The organism is Kordia sp. (genome assembly GCF_045105435.1).
In the GTDB taxonomy this organism is placed as follows: domain Bacteria; phylum Bacteroidota; class Bacteroidia; order Flavobacteriales; family Flavobacteriaceae; genus Kordia.
On sequence record NZ_JBGCDL010000286.1, the window covers coordinates 1 to 20,881 of the forward strand.

Below are 20,881 nucleotides of genomic sequence, written 5' to 3' on the forward strand. Positions count from 1 at the left end.
AAAGGAGAAACTCAAAACACAAATTGTAGCGTACTACGAAGCATTTAAAAATAAACAATTGCAAGTTTTTCCAATCGGATTACAGAAATATTCGCGCAAAGCGTTGACAGGAAAGTTGGCTGAGGTTTTAAAATCGTTTTAAATTTATTTACTATAGTAATAGTAGAGATTTTTGTTACATATAGGAACCATAATTATGAAATGGGAAATAATTAAAGAACATAAAAGAGAATATGCTGATACGTCCTACTGCCTAAAAGCAATAAGAAACGTAAAAGAAGGAACGCTTATCTTAAAAATCGATTGGGTTGAAAATTTCATGTATAATTTATCAGTTTATTTACATACAAAAAATACTGGTTTTAAGTCTATTTTTAAAAAGGTATCGAAGCGTTATATTTATGGGCATTTGGTTTTTGAAAATGATCGTATTGAAAAGTATGGGCATCAAATAATGAGAATTACGGATGAATCACCTATGCGTAAAATTAAAAGGTTGAACGAACTTCAAAAAGATAGTGTCTTGAATTGGAACCTATTTGATAAGTATAATGTAGAAATTAAAACAGAGTTACCCGAAAATATTTAATTATAAAAATACACATCGCTTGGTAGAATTCATTACTTCTTTGTATGCAAAACCAAGCAATTTACTATTGTTTAATTTTCTAGGAAAATTTCTCGAACTCAAACTCAAATTTAGCACATAAAAAAACCTCACTCAATTTTTACATCAAGTAAGGTTTCATTTTTATAAGAAACAACTAATTTTTAATTTCTTTTTCTTGAACTTCTCTGTCTGCTATTTGTAGCTTTCTTTTGAGAAGAACGATTTGAACGTTTTGTTGCTGAACTTCTGTTAGAAGAACGACTCTTAGATCGTGTTGCTCTTGAAGAATTACTTCTTTGTGGCTTTGTCGCTTTTCTATTATTCGATCTGCTATTGCTACGTACCGCGTTGTTATTTCGCGTATTTCTTGTAGCTCTTACATCTTTTGTATTGCGTGAGTTACTGCGAGTTGCTCTTGTATTGTTACGCGTAGTATTACTACGTGTTGCTCTTGTGCTATTACTTGAGTTACCGCGTGTTGCTCTCGTATTGTTTCTTGTTGTATTAGAACGAACACTGTTGTTATTTTGCGATCTTGTATTTCCGCGCTCAATACGTGTGTTGTTGTTATTGCTACTGCGAACGCCACCTAATCTTGAGTTGTCACGTGTGTTTCGTGTCGTGCTTCTTACATCATTACGAGTCGATCGTGTGTTTTGACTTCTCGTATTGTTACGTGTTGCCGAACGTGTATTCTGATTTCTCGTAGCACGTGTTGTATTTGTACGTGTTACTGTTCTACGTGTGTTGTATACTGCAGCATCATTTCTGCGTGTTACTCTACGATCGTTTCTGTAAACGCCTCTTCGGTTTGTATTTACACGTGCAGTACTGTGGTATACATGTCCAACTCTTGCTCTAGCATACGTGTATCGGAAGTTATTTCTATACGGGTTACAGAAAGTGTAACGAATTGGTGTATAAAATCTTCTATATGGATTTACGCTTACTAGACAGAAGTTAACTCTTGGTCTAAAGAAAACAGTATTGTAATATGCTGTATTTCGGTAAACTCTGTTAAATGGATTAATGAATCCTCTCGTGTGAGAAAAGCGAGCGAAAGAATCATAATATATAAACAATCCGCCAACTTGTACCAAGCTTCCAAAGTTGTTATAGTTTAAGTTTACTTGTCCAATTCTGTATACTCTACCATAGTAGTCGTAAAAAATTGGTGTGTTTTCAACTTGGATAATTGCGCCGTAATCGTCATACTGAACATACGGATTGTAATCAAATCCAGAGTTAAAAGAAATATTTAGGTCGCCAACATTTACATTGGCATTTATATTTGAGTGCAAACGATTGATAAAAAAATCAAATTCTCCATCATTATACACTGAAAACGTAATTCCACCTTCAACGAATGAAAATGCTTCGTTAGCTAAAAATGAATTAGTTGTTGTTGTGTTCGTCGGTTTTGCTTCAACAGTATTAACTGTCAAGAAAAACAATCCTATAAGTGTAATGAGTATTTTTTTCATAACATACGATTTTAATATTCAATTAATAGTAACCAAACAGCGTGCCAAAAAAATGAAAGAGTCGTATTACATTAAGAAAAAGTTATGTTTACAACGAGTTTATTAACTGATGTAAAGTATGGTTTTGCCATACTTTAAAGTACTTACAAATACCTACTTTAGCTACTTCATATAGTAGTGCTAGTGACCGTGTATGTAAATTACATAAAGAAGTTAGTTATAATCGTTTGATATAATGAATTTTGTAGTTTAGTTGGCTTTATGTCTTTTAATTATGCGCAAACGGCGAAGAAATAATTGGAGCGTTTTCTTTATACTATAAAAAAATAACCTCGTGATTCTAAACAGATTCACGAGGTTTTATGATTTTAGGAATTAATACGAATTATTTTCCTTTTATAAACTTCTTTTGTTTTCCTTTATTTTTATAATAATATAGATCTTCATCATGTGCAGGTACATTGTGTCCGTTACCATAGTAATCATCATTTCCTTGTCCATTTCCATAAGCTACAGTATTTACAATTGGTTTTACATTTCCAATTTGTCTAATCAATCTGCCTCTCAAATTATACTTTAAACGCAAACCACCAATTTGTTTTAATTTTCCATGTCTGTTGTGGTAACGCATATAAATAGATCCAATTCTTTTTACTCTACCAAAACGGTCATAATTGATAAAAAGATTTCCAATTCTTCGAACTCTTCCGTTGTTGTCATGTTCCACTCTCACACCAATATTTCTAGTGTTTCTAACGTTTCCTCTCGTTCGTACTCTTGGCGCACCAAAGGTTCTGTTTACAGCGTTTCTTCGTCCTCTTCTGTAGTTGACAGGATGTGTATTAAAATCGAATTCTCCATTTAGGAAAACGAAAAATTCAACACCTCGTTCTACAAACTGAATTGGTTGTGCATAACGATAGCGATTGGTTAACCCGTTTTCGCTTCCGTTTGTTTGGTCGCTAATTACATTTGCTTGTGTAGTTGTTACACTTAGTAACAATCCTACGAATAAAAGATAATAATTTTTCATATTTTGTACTTTTAGGGTTATGCCTACTCGTAAGCTTTTCGGCGTGCGCTATTTGCTATTAGTAAAACCAATTTCGTGCCAAAAATACAACTAATTGAAAGTTAGAGCTTTAGAAGGTGTTTTGAATTACGTTTTTTTGCCTATCTTCCCAGTTGAAAGTTTGAAATTGTAACTTTTTTTAATTTTTTTGGTCAGATGAACTGATTGCGTTTTACACATAATTTATATGAAAAAGAAAAAAATAAGCTTAAATAATCCGTGGTTTGTCACGCTCATTTCTACCATGATTGGTATTATTTCCGGATTGTATATTACGAGTTATTTTGAAAATGACAGATTGCATAATGCAAAAGAAAATGCATTGCAACAAGTAGAAAATGAATTGAAAGAAAATCAAATATTGCTGAAAGATTTTAATGAAAAATTAAATAAAAAACATAAACCTGTAGGTGTTTTGTTGTCAAAAATAGACGATGAAATGAATCTTATTATTCACAAAGATTCTTTAGAAAGTTTTAAATCAAAGACAAGTAAAGTCTTTCACTATACTTCTTTCACTGCTGTAGATGCAACGCAGATTAAATTACACGGAAGTTTTGATTTTAAAATTGAAGCGGGTTTGATGGGCAAAAAATTATCGAGTATCGTGTGGAATTCCTATAAGCAAACGAACTATTTATCAATTACCAGTTTTAAGTGTCTGACCGATATTGAAACGTTTTATGAATTACAAGAAGAAGTAAATGTACAAACAGCTACTTGGAAAAAAGAGTTTTACCAAGCAGGTCTTATTGGAAATAAGCAAGCTGTAAAAAAGTTTATGTATGCATGGGAAATGCTTCTTTTGCAACAAAAACTATTATTAGATTATTATGGATTTATTGATGAGGTACTTGCCAAATGTAAATAGATTTTAGCATATTTGCATTGCCAGAATAACCAACCAAACTATATGTCAGCCGAAAAGAAACAGTGCCCTAACTGTAATTATCAACTCACACAGTATCATAATTTTTGCCCGAATTGCGGTCAAAAAGTAGATGATAAACTCAGCATGCGTGTGTTGTTTCATAACACGGTAATGAATTACTTTTCGGTAGATGCACGTTTTTTTAGAAGCTTTATTCCTTTACTCATACGACCAGGATATTTGGCTAAAAAGTTTGTATCAGGAAAACGCTTAATGTACTTACATCCTGCACAATTTTACTTGTTTTCGTCAATTGTATTTTTCTTTATTTTCTCCATTTCAACGAGAGTTACACTGCAAGAGTTTGAAGATGGTATTGGTGCTTCTTTAAGAAAAAAAAAATTAGCGAGAGCAAAAAACGAAAGTATTCACGATTCTATAAAAGATGTTTTATTAGTAGATTTATTAGCGACAGGCGGAAAGGATACATTGATCTTGAAGAAATTGACAAATCACTTTTACAACGATAGTGAGCAACCACCAGACAGTTTCAAAAGTGATTCTACGAAAGTGCCTAAAAAAAGACAAAGAAATAAAAATATACAAGGAACAGTTTTTGGCTATGAATTTGACACTAGAAAACTCGATTCATTGAATTCAGCTGGCGCCAGCATGGATGTAAAACTCAAAACATTGTTTGGGGAAAAAGAATCGAAAGAATGGTTTCCTAGGCTTTTTGGAAAACAACTTATAAAGTTTCGTGAAAAGCTAGGAGATGGAATTACAAAAGTATTCATGGATACCATTCCAATCTCAATGTTTTTCCTAATTCCAATTTTTGCTTTATTACTAAAACTATTCTATAGAAAACGTGGACGATTTGCGCATCACATGGTATTTAGTTTCTACTATTTTGCCTTTATGTTTTTAGCTGTTAGTATTATTATTGTGACAAATTTTATTGTAGATATTCCTTATTGGATTGATGTTACGTTAATTCTGTCCATGTTTATTTATTTACTCATCAGTATAAAACATTTCTACGAACAACGCTATATACGCACGTTCTTTAAAACGCTACTTTTAACATTTATATATCTCATATTTGTGGTGCCAGTTACATTTGTTATACTTTCTTTAGTATCATTTCTTACCTATTAAAACCGTTTATCGTTCTTTAATTAACGCGAGTTTGATATAAATACATTTGTATATGTTTGATTTTTAATAGTATCCGATTAATTTTTAAATCGAGCATTATTGATCATTTCTACATTAATATACCTACTATTTGTAGTGCCAGTTACTTTTGTAATGTTGTGGGTAGTGTCGTTTTTTTGTATTAACAGATATCTTTTAAAAAATAAGCTGTACTAAAATTCGTGTAATTTTTGAAGAATAATTGTGGTTTTTCTAGAAATGATGGTATCTTGTAGCTGATTATTAACTACATACCATTATTTATGAAAATAAAATTACTCTTACCTTTTTTACTTATCTGTAAAATATCCTTTTCTCAAATGACCATAAGCGAAGGATTTACGATACAAGAACTCATTCAAGATCAATTTATAGGAAACCCTAACTTTCCAGCATTTAATTTTACTTCAACGAGTGCACAAGACTACGGTACCATTAGTAGCATTGGCTATTTTTATGCAAACGGTACTGATATTGCTTTTGATGAAGGTTTAGTCCTGTCAACAGGAAATGTGCTGAATGTGCCAGGAGAAAACACAACTAACCTAATGGATGGAACTACAGGTTGGATAGGTGATGACGATTTAGAAACGTTCACAGCTACAACCGATACGTATAATGCAACCTCAATAGAGTTTGATTTTATAGCAACTGTTCCCATGATTAGTTTAGATTTTATCTTAGCTTCTGAAGAATACGGATTCTATGAATGTAATTTTGGAGATACTTTTGCGTTTTTATTAACAGATTCAAGTACTGGAGTTACAACAAATATTGCATTAGTTCCAGGAACAACAACTCCAATATCTATATTGAATGTTCGTGGTGGAGACAATTCCAATTGCAACGCAGTAAACGAAGACTATTTTCATAGGTATAATTATACTGTGGCAGATGCAAATATTCCATCGATACCAGCAGAAGATTCTCCAATTAATTTTAATGGAGAAACAACCGTTTTTATGCTTGTTGAAGATTTAGTAATTGGACATACATACCATCTTAAAATAGTAACTGCCGATCATTTAGACGCTGCCTTTGATAGTGCATTATTTATAAGAAATAGCTCTTTTGGTGCTTTTCCAACAATTATTAATGAGCCAGAAAATATTATAATAAATGACGAAGATGACGATGGAACCGAAACATTTGATTTGACAATGTTTGAAGATCAAATGTTAGGCGATACAATAGATACTACAGTGTATTCTTTTGACTTTACATATCATTTATCACTAGCAGATGCTAAAAGTGGTGTAAATGCCATAGCAAACCCTGAAGCCTACACAAATACAGCCGATTTACAAGAAATTCATGTGCGCATGCAAAATAGCTATACAGGAACAGGAATTACTACGAGTTTTAGAATTACAATTGATGCCGAATTATTAAGTACACCAGATTTTCAATCAGATGATTTTATCATTTACCCAAATCCTGTGGTAGATAAATTAACGATTGACACTTCAAAAGTTGCGTTTGAAACGATTCAAGTATTTAATATGAATGGACAATTGATTCAAACAAAAACTGAAACTACAAATGGTTTTGTTACGATTGATTTTTCAAATTTAGAAAGCGGCGTTTACTTCCTTAATATTAATACAAGCAAAGGAAAAGTTTACAAGCGAGTTGTTAAATAAATACATCACAATCATAACGTGATAGAAATAAAAAATCCCAACAAGTCAATGTTGGGATTTTCTGTTTTATAAGAGTATATTTTTTAAATTATAACTTCTCCTTTAAATACTTTCCTGTAAACGATTTTTTATTTTTTACAACTTCTTCAGGTGTTCCTGATGCAACAAGTGTTCCACCATTTTTTCCTCCGCCAGGACCTAAATCAATGATGTAATCGGCACATTTGATGAGTTCAATATTATGTTCTACCACAATGATAGAATGTCCTTTTTCAATTAATGCATCAAAGGAAGTGAGTAGCTTTTTAATATCATGGAAATGCAATCCTGTCGTGGGTTCATCAAAAATAAACAAGGCTTTTTCTTTAGTATTTCCTTTCACTAAAAATGAAGCAAGTTTTATACGTTGCGCTTCTCCACCAGAAAGCGTAGAAGAACTTTGTCCTAAAGTAACATAACCCAAACCAACATCTTGCAAAGGTTTTAATTTACGGTATATCTTTTTCTGTTCGTGTTTGGTAAAGAAATCCATCGCGTCGTCAAGCGTCATGGTTAAAATATCATCGATATTTTTTCCTTCGTACGCAACTTCAAGCACTTCTTTCTTAAAACGTTTTCCGCCGCATGTTTCACATTCCAAATGCACATCTGCCATAAACTGCATTTCAATCGTTACTTGTCCTTCACCTTTGCAGGTTTCACAACGACCGCCATCTACATTAAACGAAAAATGTTTGGTTTTGTAGTTTCTAATTTTAGATAATTTCTGACTCGCATACAACGCTCTAATATCATCATACGCTTTTATATAGGTCACAGGATTTGATCGTGAAGAACGTCCAATCGGATTCTGATCTACAAATTCAATATGCTTTACCGTACTATATTTTCCGCCTAATTTGGTAAACTGACCTGGTTTTTCACCGTAACCGCCAGTTTCTTTCAGCATAGAAGGATATAATATCTTTTTGACTAATGAACTTTTTCCACTTCCAGAAACGCCTGTTACAACGGTAAGCATGTTCAGCGGAAATGTCACGTCAATATTCTTTAAATTATTTTCACGTGCGCCAATAATATCAATATACTGATTGGAAGTCCTACGTTTTTGCGGGACTTCAATTTTCATTGATTCGTTGAGGTATTTTGCTGTGAGTGAATCTGCTTTTAAAATAGCTTCGTAATCGCCAAACGCCACTACATGTCCACCATGTGTTCCTGCTTCGGGACCAATATCAATAATTTCGTCTGCTGCGCGCATAATGTCTTCGTCATGTTCTACAACAATTACGGTATTTCCTAAATCGCGTAATGACAATAATACTTCTATCAAACGTTCGCTATCTTTCGGATGCAGTCCAATACTAGGTTCATCCAAAATATACATAGAGCCGACCAAACTACTTCCAAGCGAAGTTGCCAAGTTGATGCGTTGCGATTCTCCACCAGAAAGTGAATTCGATTTTCGATTCAATGTTAAATAATCCAATCCTACATTCGTCAAAAACTGCAAACGATTCTTAATTTCTTTCAATAAACGTTTCGCAATTTGCTCATCGTGTTCATTCAGTTTCAATTCGTCAAAAAAGACAATCAATTCATTTAATGGCAAAACCACCAAGTCCGTAATTGTTTTTCCGCCAATTTTCACATGATTGGTTTCAGGACGTAAACGTTTCCCATCACAAACGGCACATTTCGTTTTTCCGCGGTAACGCGAAAGCATCACACGATTCTGAATTTTATAACTTTTTTCTTCTAGGAAAGCGAAAAACTGATGCAATCCTTCAAAATATTTATTTCCGTCCCAAACGAGTTTCTTCTGCGCTTCTGTCAGTTCAAACCAAGGTTTATGAATTGGAAAATCAAAATGATACGCATTATTTACCAATTCGTTTCTGTAATAGCTCATACTTTCACCACGCCAAGGAAAAATAGCGTTGTCATACACAGAAAGTCCTGTATTCGGAATTACTAAATCAGCGTCAATTCCGATCACATCGCCATAACCTTCACATTTTGGACAGGCGCCATACGGATTGTTAAAACTGAATAAATGGACATTTGGTTCCAAGAATTTCATGCCATCTAGCTCAAATTTATTACTAAAATGAACCGATTTTTTATCGCTAACAGTTTCAATATAACATTCGCCTTTTCCTTCAAAAAAAGCAGTTTGTACGGCATCTGCTAAGCGATTGTAAAAATCTTCATCATGCGAAACCACAATACGATCAATAACAAGTGAGAAATCTTCTGTAAAGTCTTCATTAATCTCATCAATTCGAAAAATTTCATTATTCTTTTGAATTCGCGCATATCCTTGTTGCGCCAATACTTTTATGGTGTGAAATGCACTTCGATCTTCTGGTACAGTGACAGGCGCAAGCAATAATAATTTGCTGCGTTCATCAAAGGTTTTTACATAATTAATAACATCCGTTACGGTATGTTTTTTTACTTCTTTGCCAGAAATAGGCGAGATGGTTTTTCCAATACGCGCATACAACAACTTTAAATAGTCATAAATTTCAGTAGTTGTTCCTACGGAAGAACGCGGATTTGTGGAGTTTACTTTTTGTTCAATGGCAATTGCAGGCGCAATTCCTTTAATATAATCTACTTTAGGTTTGTGCAAACGACCTAAAAACTGTCGCGCATACGAAGACAAACTTTCTACATAACGTCGTTGTCCTTCAGCATACAAGGTGTCAAAAGCCAAACTCGATTTTCCAGAACCTGAAAGTCCTGTAATCACAACCAATTTATTTCGCGGAATAACCACGTCAATATTTTTAAGGTTGTGCAGTTTTGCACCTTTTATAATGATGTTTTCTTTTGGATTTACCGTAGCGAGATCTTGTGTCATGTAAAAAAAATAATTGCAAAGATACTGCTTTTCATTGTCGAAATAAAATGATTTTGAAGGAATGCATTTTTTAGAAATATTACTTTTTGAGTGAATATTTCCTTTGTAATGACCGTTTTAGCGCAATAAATTCAGCGAAAATGTTAAAATATTGGATTTTATTTGCATTTTTTTAACGAATGTTGTTATATTTGAAAATCATTAATCAAATTCTACAAAAAATCTGCGTATAGCATAAAAGTACTTTTTTAAAAAAATCGGAACAATTATCAGCCTCGATAATTATTATATAAAAAAGTTAGTGTTATGGGACAGATCCTGCAAGATTCAGTATTGGTATCTAATTACATCAAAGGTGACGAATGTGCTTTAGGTACATTAATAGAACGTCACAAACAGCGTATATATAGCTTTATATACTCTAAAGTATTGGATAGAGATATTACAGAAGATATTTTTCAAGACACTTTTATCAAGGTCATTAGAACGTTGAAAAAAGGAAATTACAATGAAGAAGGAAAGTTTTTACCTTGGGTAATGCGTATTTCTCATAATTTAGTTATTGATCATTTTAGAAAGAATAATAGAATGCCAAAGTATGATAATAATGGCGATTTTAATATTTTCTCTGTTTTGAGTGATAATGACTTAAATGCGGAAAGCAGAATTATTAAAAATCAGGTAGAAACGGATGTTCGCCGTTTGGTAGATGAATTGCCAGCCGATCAAAAAGAAGTATTGCTAATGCGTATGTATCAAGATTTGAGTTTTAAAGAAATCTCAGAAAAAACAGGCGTTAGTATCAATACTGCCTTAGGTAGAATGCGTTATGCATTAATCAACCTAAGAAAGGTGATTGAAAAACATAACATAGTTTTAACAAATTGATACAATAAAAAATAAAACCATGCGTTGTTATTTTAAATAAAAAACCACCGCATGGCAAAAAATTACACTAAAAGTTCACCTGAAATGAAAAAAATGTTGCCTAAAAAGGAAACAATAAACTTCTTGCTGAACTATTCGAAAGCTTTAAGTGTTATTAATTACAAAAGGATGAAGTTTGAAACGCTTCTCAACTAAACTTTGGAAAAAAGACTCGTTAGCTGCGAGTCTTTTTCGCTTTTACTTCGCTTCACTTAATTCAATGATTAAAAAATTGAATGATTTAATATTTTTGACTTTTTTTCACCAACAGCAAAAAGAAGTTTAAGAGTTATAGGTTTAACAGTTTACGTTTTGATTTAAAAATCAGTGTAAACAACTTAACTGACAACGGAGCGCAGCGACCAACAGATAAGCATTGATACAAAGCTTAATATGTAAAACTCAAAATATACTATGAAAAAGCATTTTTAACCTTCAACCAATCACTTTTTCGCTTTTCGTTTCCAATAGTCATCAATCACCGTTTTTCTACCAATCGTTTTGGTAATAATATCGTTGTCCAAATCCCAACCACGCGCAGGCGAATATTCTCTACCGTACCATATAATTTGCAAATGTAAATCGTTCCATATTTCCTTTGGGAACAAACGTTTTGCGTCTTTTTCGGTCTGAACCACATTTTTTCCATTGGTTAAATTCCAACGATACATGAGTCTGTGAATATGCGTATCTACCGGAAATGCTGGAATTCCGAAGGCTTGACTTATGACAACACTTGCCGTTTTATGTCCAACAGCAGGCAATTCTTCTAAATCTTCTAAGTTTTGAGGAACTTTTCCGTTGTGTTTGTCAATTAAGATGTGCGACAAACCATGAATTCCTTTCGATTTCATTGGTGACAAGCCAACAGGTCGTATAATATCTCTAATTTCCTCAATACTCATTTTTATCATATCATACGGATTATCTGCTTTCGCGAATAATAACGGCGTAATCTGATTCACGCGCACATCCGTACTTTGTGCAGACATTAGCACAGCGATCAATAAAGTATACGGATCTTTATGATCGAGTGGAATCGGAATTTCAGGATAATATGCTTCTAAAGTATCAATAACAAACTGAACCTTTTCTTGTTTAGTCATTTTTCAGTATTTTTGGACAAAAATAATCAATAAAAATTTTGAATGCTATGAATACGCTAAAAATAGGAGATAAAGTACCCGATTTTACTGTAAATGATCAAGATGGAAACGCAGTTTCTTTATCAGATTTTGCAGGGAAAAAATTAATAGTTTTCTTTTATCCAAAAGCAAGCACGCCAGGTTGTACGGCAGAAGCATGTAATTTGAGAGACAATTATGCGGAATTACAAAGTCAAGGTTTTGAATTGTTAGGAGTAAGTGCCGATTCAGAGAAAAGGCAAACAAACTTTAAAAACAAATATGAATTTCCTTTTCCGCTTTTAGCTGATGAAAACAAAGAAGTAATTGAAGCTTTTGGCGTTTGGGGCGAAAAAAAATTTATGGGAAAAATCTATGATGGAATTCACCGAAAAACTTTCTTAGTCAATGGAGAAGGAGTTGTAAATCAGGTGATTGATAAAGTAAAAACGAAAGATCATGCAGCGCAGATTTTGGCGTTAGTGGAGTAATTTGATGATTAGAATTTCATTTGTCATTCCTGCGTAGGCAGGAATCTAAATTAGTTTTAAAGTAGATTCCGCATCAAGTGCGGAATGACAAATACAATATGTTTAGAAACTTATAAGACATTATAGAATTTACAACAGACTTTACAATTTTGTGAAGTCTGTTTTTTTTGATACGTCATTGCGAACAAAGTGAAGCAATCTGTTTCAAAAAATATTCAGTGTTTTTTTAGAAGCAGACTACCACGTCGCAAACTCCTCGTAGTGACGAATCAGAATTTAATTGGTAAAAACTGAGCGATCTATTTTCTTGATTCAATTTTCACTTCAACTCAATATAATCCAATTCCAATTGAAAAGCCTCTCGCTTCTTATTCCCAATCAAAAAACCAAGTTCTTCTATATAATTTGCTGAAAAGTTTCCAATATCCAATTTACGTCCGCGAAAACTAGGATATAAAGTGTTCAATGGAATTTTAATCGTTTCCCAATCGCCAGAAGTTTCAAAAGTTTTGGTGTACGTATGTTTGTCAGTAGCGTTTTGCTTGATGCGAATTTTATACGTTTTTCCATCACCTTTTAAGCGTATGACAAGTATCGTTTTCTCAGAAATAGCTGTATGTCCAATTTCATAACGAACTGAGGAGAAACCGCCATTATTTTCAAGCGAAACCATTCCTTTAAAAATTCCAAAACCGTCTTCATTCAGTGTAAACGTACTTTGCGACAATCCGCCCATAACGCCATCATTGACAACATACCATTTGGAAATGTTACTTTTTGCAGAAAATTTAAAAAGTGTCATCATTGTAAATTCGATCTAATTCATAAAAAAAGCTCCCGAAAAAGGAGCTTTATAGTATTATTTATTTTCTATCAATTCGTTTTGTGGTAGATATCCGAATAAGTTTTTCTCTTTAATAATTTCGGCAACTCCATCTGGCAGCATTTCTTCCCAGCCATCTTCATTATCGGCAATCATTTTTAATACCTTTCTGGAGAAAATATCTAAAATCTTATTATCAAAATCAAAAATATCAACCACTTTTCCGTTATACTTAAAGAATTTGTACAATTCTTTCATACGTGGATGTACTTTTAGGTTGTTACTATTTACCAATTCGCCTGTTTCCTTACGTTTCATTGGATATAAGTAAACTCGTAAATCCTTATAGAATAACTTACCGAACGCTTCTAAAATTCCACCGCTTAGTTTGCGATAGTATTTCTCATCAAAAATATCAACCAAGTTATTTACGCCCATAGTCAATGCCATGCGTTCTTTGGTATAATTAGAGAAATAATCTACTAAACGATAATATTCTTTAAAGTTAGAAATCATCACAGTTTGTCCAAGCGAACCGAGTAATTGTGCTCTGTCCATAAAATCTTGTTCATCAATTTCTCCTTCTGCACGCAGATTGGATAGTGTAATTTCAAACAAGACTACCGTTTTTTCTTCTTCTACTTTATTTTCACGAATAAAAATATCATACGATTTTTGATACATGTCCATATTTACTTTTGTCACAGGACGGAAACTTCCGCGAAGTGCCAAAACGTTCTTTTTGTATAATAAACGAGCAGGAAGAATATTATTTCCATCAGGGCCAAAAATAACGGCTTCTGTCATTCCGTTTTTCAACAGTTGTAAACTCATTAAGCGGTTATCAACGTCTTCAAACTGCGGTCCTGAAAAGTTAATCGTATCAATTTCAATCTTATCTTTATCAATATGATCGTACAGACTTATCAATAAACTTTTGGCGTCGTTGTGTTTGTAAAAAGCACCGTGAACCAAGTTTACGCCCATTGTTCCCAATGTTTCTTGCTGCAACTTTGCATCATTTTCTTGGAAACGAACGTGTAAAATAATTTCGTTGTATGCTTGAGATGGATCAATTTGATATTTGATTCCCATCCATCCGTGACCTTTGTACTTCTTTGCAAAATCGATCGTTGCTACTGTATTTGCATAACTAAAAAACATCTTATCAGGATGTTTGTCACGAGAAATACGCGCTTCAATCAAAGATATTTCATGCGAGAGCATTTTCTTTAAACGCGCTTCAGTTACATAGCGTCGATCGTTTTCAACACCATAAATGGCATCACTAAAATCTTTATCGTAAGCACTCATCGCTTTTGCAATAGTACCTGAAGCACCACCAGATCTAAAAAAGTGACGAACCGTTTCCTGCCCTGCACCAATTTCTGCGAATGTTCCGTAGATTTGACTGTTTAAGTTTATTCGTAATGCTTTCGCTTTAATGGAAGGTACATTTTCAATTACCTTATCACCTTTGTAGACAATAGCCATGCGTGGATAAATTTGTTTGATACAAAAATAAACATTCATTATTTTTTTGAACGAAATATTTGATGTTTTTTGTTAAATAAACAGTTAAATTTGAAGAATCGTCGGTAAAACACATCGATATGTATTCAAAACTGTCTAATTCTTAACAAATTATCAGCATTGGCTATGAAAGTAACTTTTTTAGGAACAGGTACTTCACAAGGTATTCCAATTATAGGAAGTGATCATCCTGTGTGTTTAAGTGATGATATGCGCGATAAACGTTTGCGCGTTTCTATTTTGATTTCTTGGGAAAATGCAACATATGTGATTGATTGTGGCCCCGATTTTAGACAGCAAATGCTACGCGCCAATTGCAAACAGATTGATGGTATTTTGTTTACACACGAACATGCCGATCATACCGCGGGATTAGATGATATTCGACCTTTTTATTTCCGACAAGGAGACATTCATACCTACGCACACAAACGCGTTTTTGGAGAATTAACCAGACGTTTCGATTATATTTTTGCCACAGAAAATAAATATCCAGGTGCGCCAGGCGTTATTCAGCATGAAGTAAAAAATAATCACTCTTTTACATTGGAAGGTGTACGAATTACACCAATTGATGCGTTACATTATAAGTTGCAAGTATTTGGCTATCGATTTGATGATTTTGCTTATTTGACAGATGTAAAAACGATGGCACAAGTCGAAAAAGAGAAACTAAAAGGTTTAAAAGTACTTGTGGTCAATGCATTGCGAATTCAGGAGCATATTTCACATTTCTCACTAGAAGAAGCGTTAGCATTTATTGCGGAAATTCAGCCAGAACGCGCCTACTTAACACACATTAGTCATTTGTTAGGTTTCCATGCAGAAGTTTCCAAAGAATTGCCAGAAAATGTATTTTTGGCGTACGATACCTTAACAATTACGATCTAAAATAACAGACCAATGAAAAATAAAATCTTACTATACGCTGTCATATTTTTGGCTTTACTTGCCATTTATCAATACGTAAGTATGAATAAAATGTACGAGCAGCAAAATGGTAAAATTGTAGATTTCCGTGAAAAGATTGATACGTTACAAAGCGATGTGAAAAAATACAAAGATTCAATGGATGTTCTTTACAATCAAAATGTAGATTTGCGCTATTTTTCGTTGGATAGTAACGGAGAAGCATTGGAATATTTTGATAATTACAATGTAAATTCGGAAAACCTTTCTCAAATTATTACAGATCTTATTTATGATAAAAATTCGGCTTCTGCCAACAATCCATTAGTTCCTTTTGATGGTACAGGCGGAAAATTTATGTCTGTAGATAAAGTAAAAGTTATCAATCACAAATGGATTATCTGTAGCTTTACTGACGGCGATTATTGGGGAGAAATGCTACTACGTTACGAACTAGATCAAAAGAAAAATATCACTTTTGAGTTGATTACGGAAGTTATTTACCCGAAGTATAAGGAGTAGATTTAATCTAAATCAAAAACTACTAGAGCAGGAATCATCAAAGGTCTATTATTAATCATAAATACAACCTCTAATTTCATTAGGGTATCTTGCTTTGTTTTTGGGTGAAATGTAATGTCAAAATGAGAACTAATTTGTTGCTTCAATAATAACTTTTTCTCAACTTCATTATTTTTCTTAACAACTTCATATACATCATATTTTGGTAATGTCCATTGTTCAGAAAACGCGAATCTGATCTTAGTTTTCTCGTTTACTTTAGGTTCTTTATGTAGAGGTTGACCTATTAGCATAGTGTTGTTTAACTTTTGCTCTAGATTAATTTTTAAAAAATCCTTTAAAATTGTTACTTGTTTTTGAAGGACTTCAATTTTATTTTCTAATTGGTGTACTTTATCGTCGTTACAAGAAGTGAAAAATACGACTACTAAAAAGGGAATACATACTATATTTAAGATACTTTTCATATCAAATCAATTCCTCCAACCAAGTCTTAAACGAATAAAAATTCTGCGGCGCTACACCATGTCCCACAGGATATTCTTCGTAGACATGATTCAAATTGTGTTCTTTCATAAATGGAGCAATTTCACGTGCTGCTGCAACAGGAATCACTTGGTCTTGACTTCCATGCGAACAGTAAAAATTCAAGTGATCGTATTTTTTATCATCACTTACATCAAAGATTCCATGATTCAAGTAACCACTTAATGCAATTACATTTTTTATCTTTTCAGGATGTGTAAACGCCACCGCATAACTCAAAATGGTTCCTTGACTAAAACCTAATAACGTAACATTCTCAGCATTTACAGGATAATTTTCAACAACTTCATCAATAAAATTGGCGACAATATCTCTCGATTCTATCGCTTGTTCGTCGTCACTTATTTTTTCGGTAGCTGTATAATGAATATCATACCACGAATATCCATATGGTTGTAAATCTCTTGGCGCACGTGCCGAAACCACAAATAAATGTTCGGGTAATTCTGCGGCAAACGAAAACAAATCTTCCTCATTACTTCCGTATCCATGTAACAAAATGATAACAGGCGCATTTTCTGTCGCGATTTTTGGAGTTCTGATTAAGTGCGTAAGTGATAATTTTTTAGTGTCCATGGTAGTGTGTGTTAAATAGATTTAAACCATTCTTGAAAGTAATCGCCAACAAGCGGAATTGGCGTGTAGTCTCGTTGTAAAGCATTTACAAAGCCAAATGCCCAAAGTACAACAAAAAATATAGTAAAAGGTAAGGCAACCAACCAGCCGCCAAAAAATCCAATAAAAATTGCAATGGTATATAATAGAAGGTTCAAGCCTAATGATTGGCGAATGTGCATCGTTGCAAAGCTGTTTTTACTTTCCTTATTCATCGCATACGCAATAATGACTCCGATAAGCGTAAAATAGGAAATCATAGCCATTTGTCTGCCAGCTTCTATTGTTTTTGAATCCATTACGAAACTATTTTCTGTTGATTATGAACAATTCCGTAAACAGTTCCTTTGAGTTGTTTTCCTAAAAAAGCACTGTTTTGAGAACTACTGTGAATGTGTTTTTTGGTAAATGTGTAATTTCCTTCCGGATTAAAAAGTGTCAAATTAGCTTGTTGTCCCACAGCAATTGCCGTAGTTTCCAAGCCAAAACGTTCTTTTCCAGTAGTTAATAATTTAATAGTTGTATCAGTTTTAAAAATAGTTTGTAACGCACCAAAAGCACTTTCCAAGCCAATAGTTCCGTACATAGCGTTATCAAATTCAACTTTTTTATGTTCTATATCAATTGGATTGTGATCGCTTGTCACCATATCAATTGTTCCGTCTTTTAAACCTTCAATCAATGCTATTCGATCATTTTCTGTGCGCAATGGCGGCAATACTTTATAACGTGTGTCAAATGTTTCCAATGCATCATCTGTCATCAGAATATTATGAATGGCAACAGCACAACTGACGTTCAAGCCTTTTTGTTTGGCTTCACGAATTAACTGAACCGATTTTGCAGAAGAAACCGTAGGAATATGTAATTTCCCTTTGGTATATTCCAACAAAAATAAATCGCGCGCAATATGTAATTCTTCCGCCAAGGACGGAATTCCTTTTAAGCCCAATCGCGTACTATTATGTCCTTCATTTACAATTCCTTTTCCGACAACTTTGTTTTCTTGCGGAAATGAAAGTACCAATCCATCAAAGTTTGCTGCATACAATAATGCAATTTTCAATAAATTCGGATTCGCAACTGCTTTCTGATAATCGCCAAACGCAATTGCGCCAGCATTTTTCATATCAAATAATTCTGCTAAATCCACACTTTGACTTTCTTTCGTCAAAGCGCCAATAGGGAAGAGGTTGACTGCATTTCCAAGCGATTGACTTTTTAAATACGCAATATCTGCTTTCGTATCTGCAATCGGATTTGCATTCGGATTCACGGCAATGGCAGTAAAACCACTTTTTGCAGCCGTTTTTAAACCGTTTTCAATGGTTTCACGTTCTTCAAATCCTGGTTCTCCCAAACTCACGCTGCTGTCAAACCAACCTTGTGAAACGTGTAAGTTTTCAAGCGAAATAGTGTCGTAATTATTTGAATTTTCTATGGAAGAGGCAATCTGTGTAATCGCTCCGTTTTCTATCAAAATATCGTTCGTAGCGTGATGATATTCACTCGCTGCATCAATGATAGTCGCGGATTTTATGATGAGGTTCATTTTACGAATTTTAAAATCAAAATTTCAATACCTAAAAATACTAGCGCAAAAATAATAAACCATTTCCAAAGCGAAGCAACGGACTGTTCATTTTTTAAATCTTCAAAAAACTGCGCTACTGTTGTATGCGTGTTTTCAGGATAGGCATTTGCCATAGTATGGTATTGTAATGTGCTTTCTTTTCGATCAAAATTATAACTAATTTGCTGTAATTCAGTCTTTTGGTTTTTAATACTGTAAATCCCAGCTTTCGATGGAAATTCGTCTGTCGTCAAACGAACTTTCGTATTTGTTGTTCGCTGTAGCGGAATGAATTCTTCGTCAGCTTTCGCAATCGTTAACACGGCATCTTGTCCAAGTGAGGTTTGCACATCAAAGGTATTTTCACGTCCTAATGTGTAATACAAATCGGTTAATCGCAAGCTATTTTTACCAATATTATACAGAATAGGAACAATAATTGGCGAGTTTTTAAAGTTTGAGTTTTCGTTGTTAATCGGCGCCGTAAACACGTACGTTTCATTTTTTGAAAGTAGAAATGGCAGATTATTTTCCAATCGTAAAATAGCCGCAGTGGAAACAATACTGTAATAATCGTTCACTTTCGGATATTGGAAATTCGTGACTTGCTTTTCAAACACATTTGTAAAAAGTGGATGCGAAAAGTTGATTTTCGTAATTTTCTTTTCTGTTGCGTTCGGAACATCAGTTAAACTGCTAAAATTATTCGCTCTTAAAAGTCCGTTATAACTTGTTAGATTGCTTTCCTTGGCGGGAATGATTACTAGAGAACCACCATTTTGTTTGAAACTCTTTAGTGCTGTCAACAACGGATTCGGAATGGTTTTAAGCTCATTCAGAACGATTAATTGTTGTGCAGAAATTTCGTTGTAGTTCAGTTGATTTAATTTGACAGAAACCAACTTAAATTCGTCTTCGGTGTATAATTTCTTTAAGAATTCGTCATCAGTTTCATTGATGGCAAGCACGTTGATTTTTTCGGGTGCATTGATATTGAAAAACAGATTATTGTCGAATTGCAACGCATTGTCATCAATACGAATTTCACCTTGAATCACTTTGTTTGAAGGAATTGAAAAACTGACTTCTGAGCTGTTTTGCGAATCTAAATTCACAGATGATTTTGCAATTAAGCTTCCGCCATCATACAATGAAACGGCTACATCTTGCACAGGAACGCCTGAGTTTTTGAGAACCACTGCAATTTTTACTGAATTGGCATCTTGTTCAGATATGTACAGACTGTCGAGCGCAATATTATTTGCATTTGCAGGTTTCAGTTGAATATAATTGGTTGTGAATGTACTATCTGTTTGAACCGATAATTGTTCGTTTTGTTGAAAATCAGAGATCAGAATTAAGTTTTTATCCGAATTCTTTTGTTTCGAAAATAACTTGCGACCTTTTAAAATTACGGAAGGAATTGCTTCTTGCTGATGTGAATATTCCAAGCGTAACAAATCATTCCGAATGCTTTTAATCGTTGTATTTTTGAACGTTTCTGTATTCGTAAAAATAGAAATTTCTTCATTTTCGGGAACTGTATTCAGTAACTCTTGCACGGCACGTTTTAGCAAATCGCCTTTTTCACCTTTCGTTTGCATGCTGAACGAGTTGTCCAAATAAATAACGGTTTCTTTTTCACTTTTAACAATATTACGATTCGCAAAATACGGTTGTGCAAAGGCAAAAACCAGTGCTGCAATGGCTAACATTCGCGTAAGTAGAATAAGCCATTTCTTTAATTGTGAACTTTTTCGGGTTTGTAGAATGACATTTTGTAGAAATTTTACATTCGTAAATGCTGTTTTCTCAAATCGTCGAAGTTGAAATAAGTGAACCAGAATAGGAATTAGTAGTAATAATAAGGCGTAAAGTACTTCTGGGTGTTTGAATTGCATTCCTAAAAAAACGTTTGTCAAATATAAACGATTAATTTTATTTTACCATGTTTTGTGGTTTATAATGATTTGTTAAAGGTGGTTTTGGAGTTTATTTGTTGAGGAGTTTCTACATTTTGTCATTCCGCACTTGATGCGGAATCTATTTTTTGATGTCATTAAGTTTCA

At 33.6% G+C, this 20,881-nt stretch carries 19 protein-coding genes; 8 read left to right on the forward strand and 11 right to left on the reverse strand.

Going from position 1 to position 20,881, the window contains the following annotated elements:
* Positions 1-196 precede the first annotated feature (196 nt).
* Positions 197-589, forward strand: a complete 393-nt coding sequence (locus tag AB8B65_RS14685) for a hypothetical protein (RefSeq protein WP_405301987.1) — start codon at positions 197-199, stop codon at positions 587-589.
* Between the two features lie 182 nt (positions 590-771).
* Here AB8B65_RS14685 and AB8B65_RS14690 read toward each other — a convergent pair whose 3' ends face one another.
* Both AB8B65_RS14690 and AB8B65_RS14695 read right to left on the reverse strand, forming a co-directional pair.
* Complete coding sequence (locus AB8B65_RS14690; protein WP_405301989.1) at positions 772-2,094, reverse strand: hypothetical protein; 1,323 nt, start codon at positions 2,092-2,094, stop codon at positions 772-774.
* A 385-nt stretch (positions 2,095-2,479) separates the two neighbouring features.
* On the reverse strand, positions 2,480-3,127 hold the full coding sequence (locus AB8B65_RS14695) for a hypothetical protein (protein WP_405301991.1): 648 nt from the start codon (positions 3,125-3,127) through the stop codon (positions 2,480-2,482).
* A gap of 226 nt (positions 3,128-3,353) precedes the next feature.
* Between AB8B65_RS14695 and AB8B65_RS14700 the strand changes: the two genes are divergently transcribed.
* The 3 genes from AB8B65_RS14700 to AB8B65_RS14710 all read left to right on the forward strand — a co-directional run bounded on the left by AB8B65_RS14700 (position 3,354) and on the right by AB8B65_RS14710 (position 6,880).
* Positions 3,354-4,037 (forward strand): hypothetical protein, encoded by a 684-nt coding sequence (locus AB8B65_RS14700; RefSeq protein WP_405301993.1) that lies wholly within the window; start codon positions 3,354-3,356, stop codon positions 4,035-4,037.
* A 42-nt stretch (positions 4,038-4,079) separates the two neighbouring features.
* Positions 4,080-5,198, forward strand: a complete 1,119-nt coding sequence (locus AB8B65_RS14705) for a DUF3667 domain-containing protein (RefSeq protein WP_405301995.1) — start codon at positions 4,080-4,082, stop codon at positions 5,196-5,198.
* 302 nt (positions 5,199-5,500) lie between these two features.
* A complete protein-coding gene (locus AB8B65_RS14710) occupies positions 5,501-6,880 on the forward strand; it encodes a choice-of-anchor L domain-containing protein (protein ID WP_405301997.1) in 1,380 nt (459 codons plus the stop codon).
* An 88-nt stretch (positions 6,881-6,968) separates the two neighbouring features.
* On the opposite strand, the gene uvrA is transcribed toward AB8B65_RS14710, so the two are convergent.
* Positions 6,969-9,749 carry an excinuclease ABC subunit UvrA gene (gene uvrA / locus AB8B65_RS14715; RefSeq protein ID WP_405301999.1) on the reverse strand — a complete coding sequence of 927 codons (2,781 nt, stop codon included), beginning with the start codon at positions 9,747-9,749 and terminating at the stop codon, positions 6,969-6,971.
* A gap of 306 nt (positions 9,750-10,055) precedes the next feature.
* Between uvrA and AB8B65_RS14720 the strand changes: the two genes are divergently transcribed.
* Positions 10,056-10,637, forward strand: a complete 582-nt coding sequence (locus AB8B65_RS14720) for an RNA polymerase sigma factor (RefSeq protein ID WP_405302001.1) — start codon at positions 10,056-10,058, stop codon at positions 10,635-10,637.
* 482 nt (positions 10,638-11,119) lie between these two features.
* Here AB8B65_RS14720 and nth read toward each other — a convergent pair whose 3' ends face one another.
* Positions 11,120-11,782 carry an endonuclease III domain-containing protein gene (gene nth, locus AB8B65_RS14725; protein ID WP_405302003.1) on the reverse strand — a complete coding sequence of 221 codons (663 nt, stop codon included), beginning with the start codon at positions 11,780-11,782 and terminating at the stop codon, positions 11,120-11,122.
* A gap of 47 nt (positions 11,783-11,829) precedes the next feature.
* Here nth and bcp point away from each other — a divergent pair, with 47 nt between their 5' ends.
* Positions 11,830-12,291 carry a thioredoxin-dependent thiol peroxidase gene (bcp, locus tag AB8B65_RS14730; protein ID WP_405302005.1) on the forward strand — a complete coding sequence of 154 codons (462 nt, stop codon included), beginning with the start codon at positions 11,830-11,832 and terminating at the stop codon, positions 12,289-12,291.
* Between the two features lie 319 nt (positions 12,292-12,610).
* On the opposite strand, the gene AB8B65_RS14735 is transcribed toward bcp, so the two are convergent.
* Both AB8B65_RS14735 and AB8B65_RS14740 read right to left on the reverse strand, forming a co-directional pair.
* The gene (locus AB8B65_RS14735; RefSeq protein ID WP_405302007.1) at positions 12,611-13,096 is read right to left on the reverse strand and encodes a CIA30 family protein; all 486 of its coding nucleotides are present in this window, start codon (positions 13,094-13,096) and stop codon (positions 12,611-12,613) included.
* Between the two features lie 54 nt (positions 13,097-13,150).
* Positions 13,151-14,608: a TonB-dependent receptor gene (locus AB8B65_RS14740; RefSeq protein ID WP_405302009.1), complete on the reverse strand. Its 1,458-nt coding sequence runs from the start codon at positions 14,606-14,608 to the stop codon at positions 13,151-13,153.
* 165 nt (positions 14,609-14,773) lie between these two features.
* Between AB8B65_RS14740 and AB8B65_RS14745 the strand changes: the two genes are divergently transcribed.
* Entirely contained in the window at positions 14,774-15,538 is a 765-nt protein-coding gene (locus AB8B65_RS14745; protein ID WP_405302011.1) for an MBL fold metallo-hydrolase, read from the forward strand.
* A 12-nt stretch (positions 15,539-15,550) separates the two neighbouring features.
* A complete protein-coding gene (locus AB8B65_RS14750; RefSeq protein WP_405302013.1) occupies positions 15,551-16,078 on the forward strand; it encodes a hypothetical protein in 528 nt (175 codons plus the stop codon).
* Between the two features lie 2 nt (positions 16,079-16,080).
* On the opposite strand, the gene AB8B65_RS14755 is transcribed toward AB8B65_RS14750, so the two are convergent.
* The 5 genes from AB8B65_RS14755 to AB8B65_RS14775 are packed head-to-tail and all read right to left on the reverse strand — an operon-like array spanning position 16,081 to position 20,713.
* Positions 16,081-16,545, reverse strand: coding sequence for a hypothetical protein (locus tag AB8B65_RS14755; RefSeq protein WP_405302015.1), 465 nt, complete (start codon positions 16,543-16,545; stop codon positions 16,081-16,083).
* Position 16,546: 1 nt separating this feature from the next.
* Complete coding sequence (locus AB8B65_RS14760; RefSeq protein WP_405302017.1) at positions 16,547-17,200, reverse strand: alpha/beta hydrolase; 654 nt, start codon at positions 17,198-17,200, stop codon at positions 16,547-16,549.
* Between the two features lie 11 nt (positions 17,201-17,211).
* Entirely contained in the window at positions 17,212-17,538 is a 327-nt protein-coding gene (locus tag AB8B65_RS14765; RefSeq protein ID WP_405302019.1) for a DUF4870 domain-containing protein, read from the reverse strand.
* Entirely contained in the window at positions 17,538-18,791 is a 1,254-nt protein-coding gene (locus AB8B65_RS14770) for a dihydroorotase (protein WP_405302021.1), read from the reverse strand. The genes AB8B65_RS14765 and AB8B65_RS14770 overlap by 1 nt, the downstream gene beginning before the upstream one ends.
* A complete protein-coding gene (locus AB8B65_RS14775; protein ID WP_405302023.1) occupies positions 18,788-20,713 on the reverse strand; it encodes a BatA domain-containing protein in 1,926 nt (641 codons plus the stop codon). The genes AB8B65_RS14770 and AB8B65_RS14775 overlap by 4 nt, the downstream gene beginning before the upstream one ends.
* Positions 20,714-20,881 lie beyond the last annotated feature (168 nt).

Bases quoted from the DNA above. Each gene is read 5' to 3' on its own strand.
- AB8B65_RS14685 (WP_405301987.1), top strand. From the start codon at position 197: ATGAAATGGGAAATAATTAAAGAACATAAAAGAGAATATGCTGATACG.
- AB8B65_RS14690 (WP_405301989.1), bottom strand. From the start codon at position 2,094: ATGAAAAAAATACTCATTACACTTATAGGATTGTTTTTCTTGACAGTT.
- AB8B65_RS14695 (WP_405301991.1), bottom strand. From the start codon at position 3,127: ATGAAAAATTATTATCTTTTATTCGTAGGATTGTTACTAAGTGTAACA.
- AB8B65_RS14700 (WP_405301993.1), top strand. From the start codon at position 3,354: ATGAAAAAGAAAAAAATAAGCTTAAATAATCCGTGGTTTGTCACGCTC.
- AB8B65_RS14705 (WP_405301995.1), top strand. From the start codon at position 4,080: ATGTCAGCCGAAAAGAAACAGTGCCCTAACTGTAATTATCAACTCACA.
- AB8B65_RS14710 (WP_405301997.1), top strand. From the start codon at position 5,501: ATGAAAATAAAATTACTCTTACCTTTTTTACTTATCTGTAAAATATCC.
- uvrA (WP_405301999.1), bottom strand. From the start codon at position 9,749: ATGACACAAGATCTCGCTACGGTAAATCCAAAAGAAAACATCATTATA.
- AB8B65_RS14720 (WP_405302001.1), top strand. From the start codon at position 10,056: ATGGGACAGATCCTGCAAGATTCAGTATTGGTATCTAATTACATCAAA.
- nth (WP_405302003.1), bottom strand. From the start codon at position 11,782: ATGACTAAACAAGAAAAGGTTCAGTTTGTTATTGATACTTTAGAAGCA.
- bcp (WP_405302005.1), top strand. From the start codon at position 11,830: ATGAATACGCTAAAAATAGGAGATAAAGTACCCGATTTTACTGTAAAT.
- AB8B65_RS14735 (WP_405302007.1), bottom strand. From the start codon at position 13,096: ATGATGACACTTTTTAAATTTTCTGCAAAAAGTAACATTTCCAAATGG.
- AB8B65_RS14740 (WP_405302009.1), bottom strand. From the start codon at position 14,608: ATGGCTATTGTCTACAAAGGTGATAAGGTAATTGAAAATGTACCTTCC.
- AB8B65_RS14745 (WP_405302011.1), top strand. From the start codon at position 14,774: ATGAAAGTAACTTTTTTAGGAACAGGTACTTCACAAGGTATTCCAATT.
- AB8B65_RS14750 (WP_405302013.1), top strand. From the start codon at position 15,551: ATGAAAAATAAAATCTTACTATACGCTGTCATATTTTTGGCTTTACTT.
- AB8B65_RS14755 (WP_405302015.1), bottom strand. From the start codon at position 16,545: ATGAAAAGTATCTTAAATATAGTATGTATTCCCTTTTTAGTAGTCGTA.
- AB8B65_RS14760 (WP_405302017.1), bottom strand. From the start codon at position 17,200: ATGGACACTAAAAAATTATCACTTACGCACTTAATCAGAACTCCAAAA.
- AB8B65_RS14765 (WP_405302019.1), bottom strand. From the start codon at position 17,538: ATGGATTCAAAAACAATAGAAGCTGGCAGACAAATGGCTATGATTTCC.
- AB8B65_RS14770 (WP_405302021.1), bottom strand. From the start codon at position 18,791: ATGAACCTCATCATAAAATCCGCGACTATCATTGATGCAGCGAGTGAA.
- AB8B65_RS14775 (WP_405302023.1), bottom strand. From the start codon at position 20,713: ATGCAATTCAAACACCCAGAAGTACTTTACGCCTTATTATTACTACTA.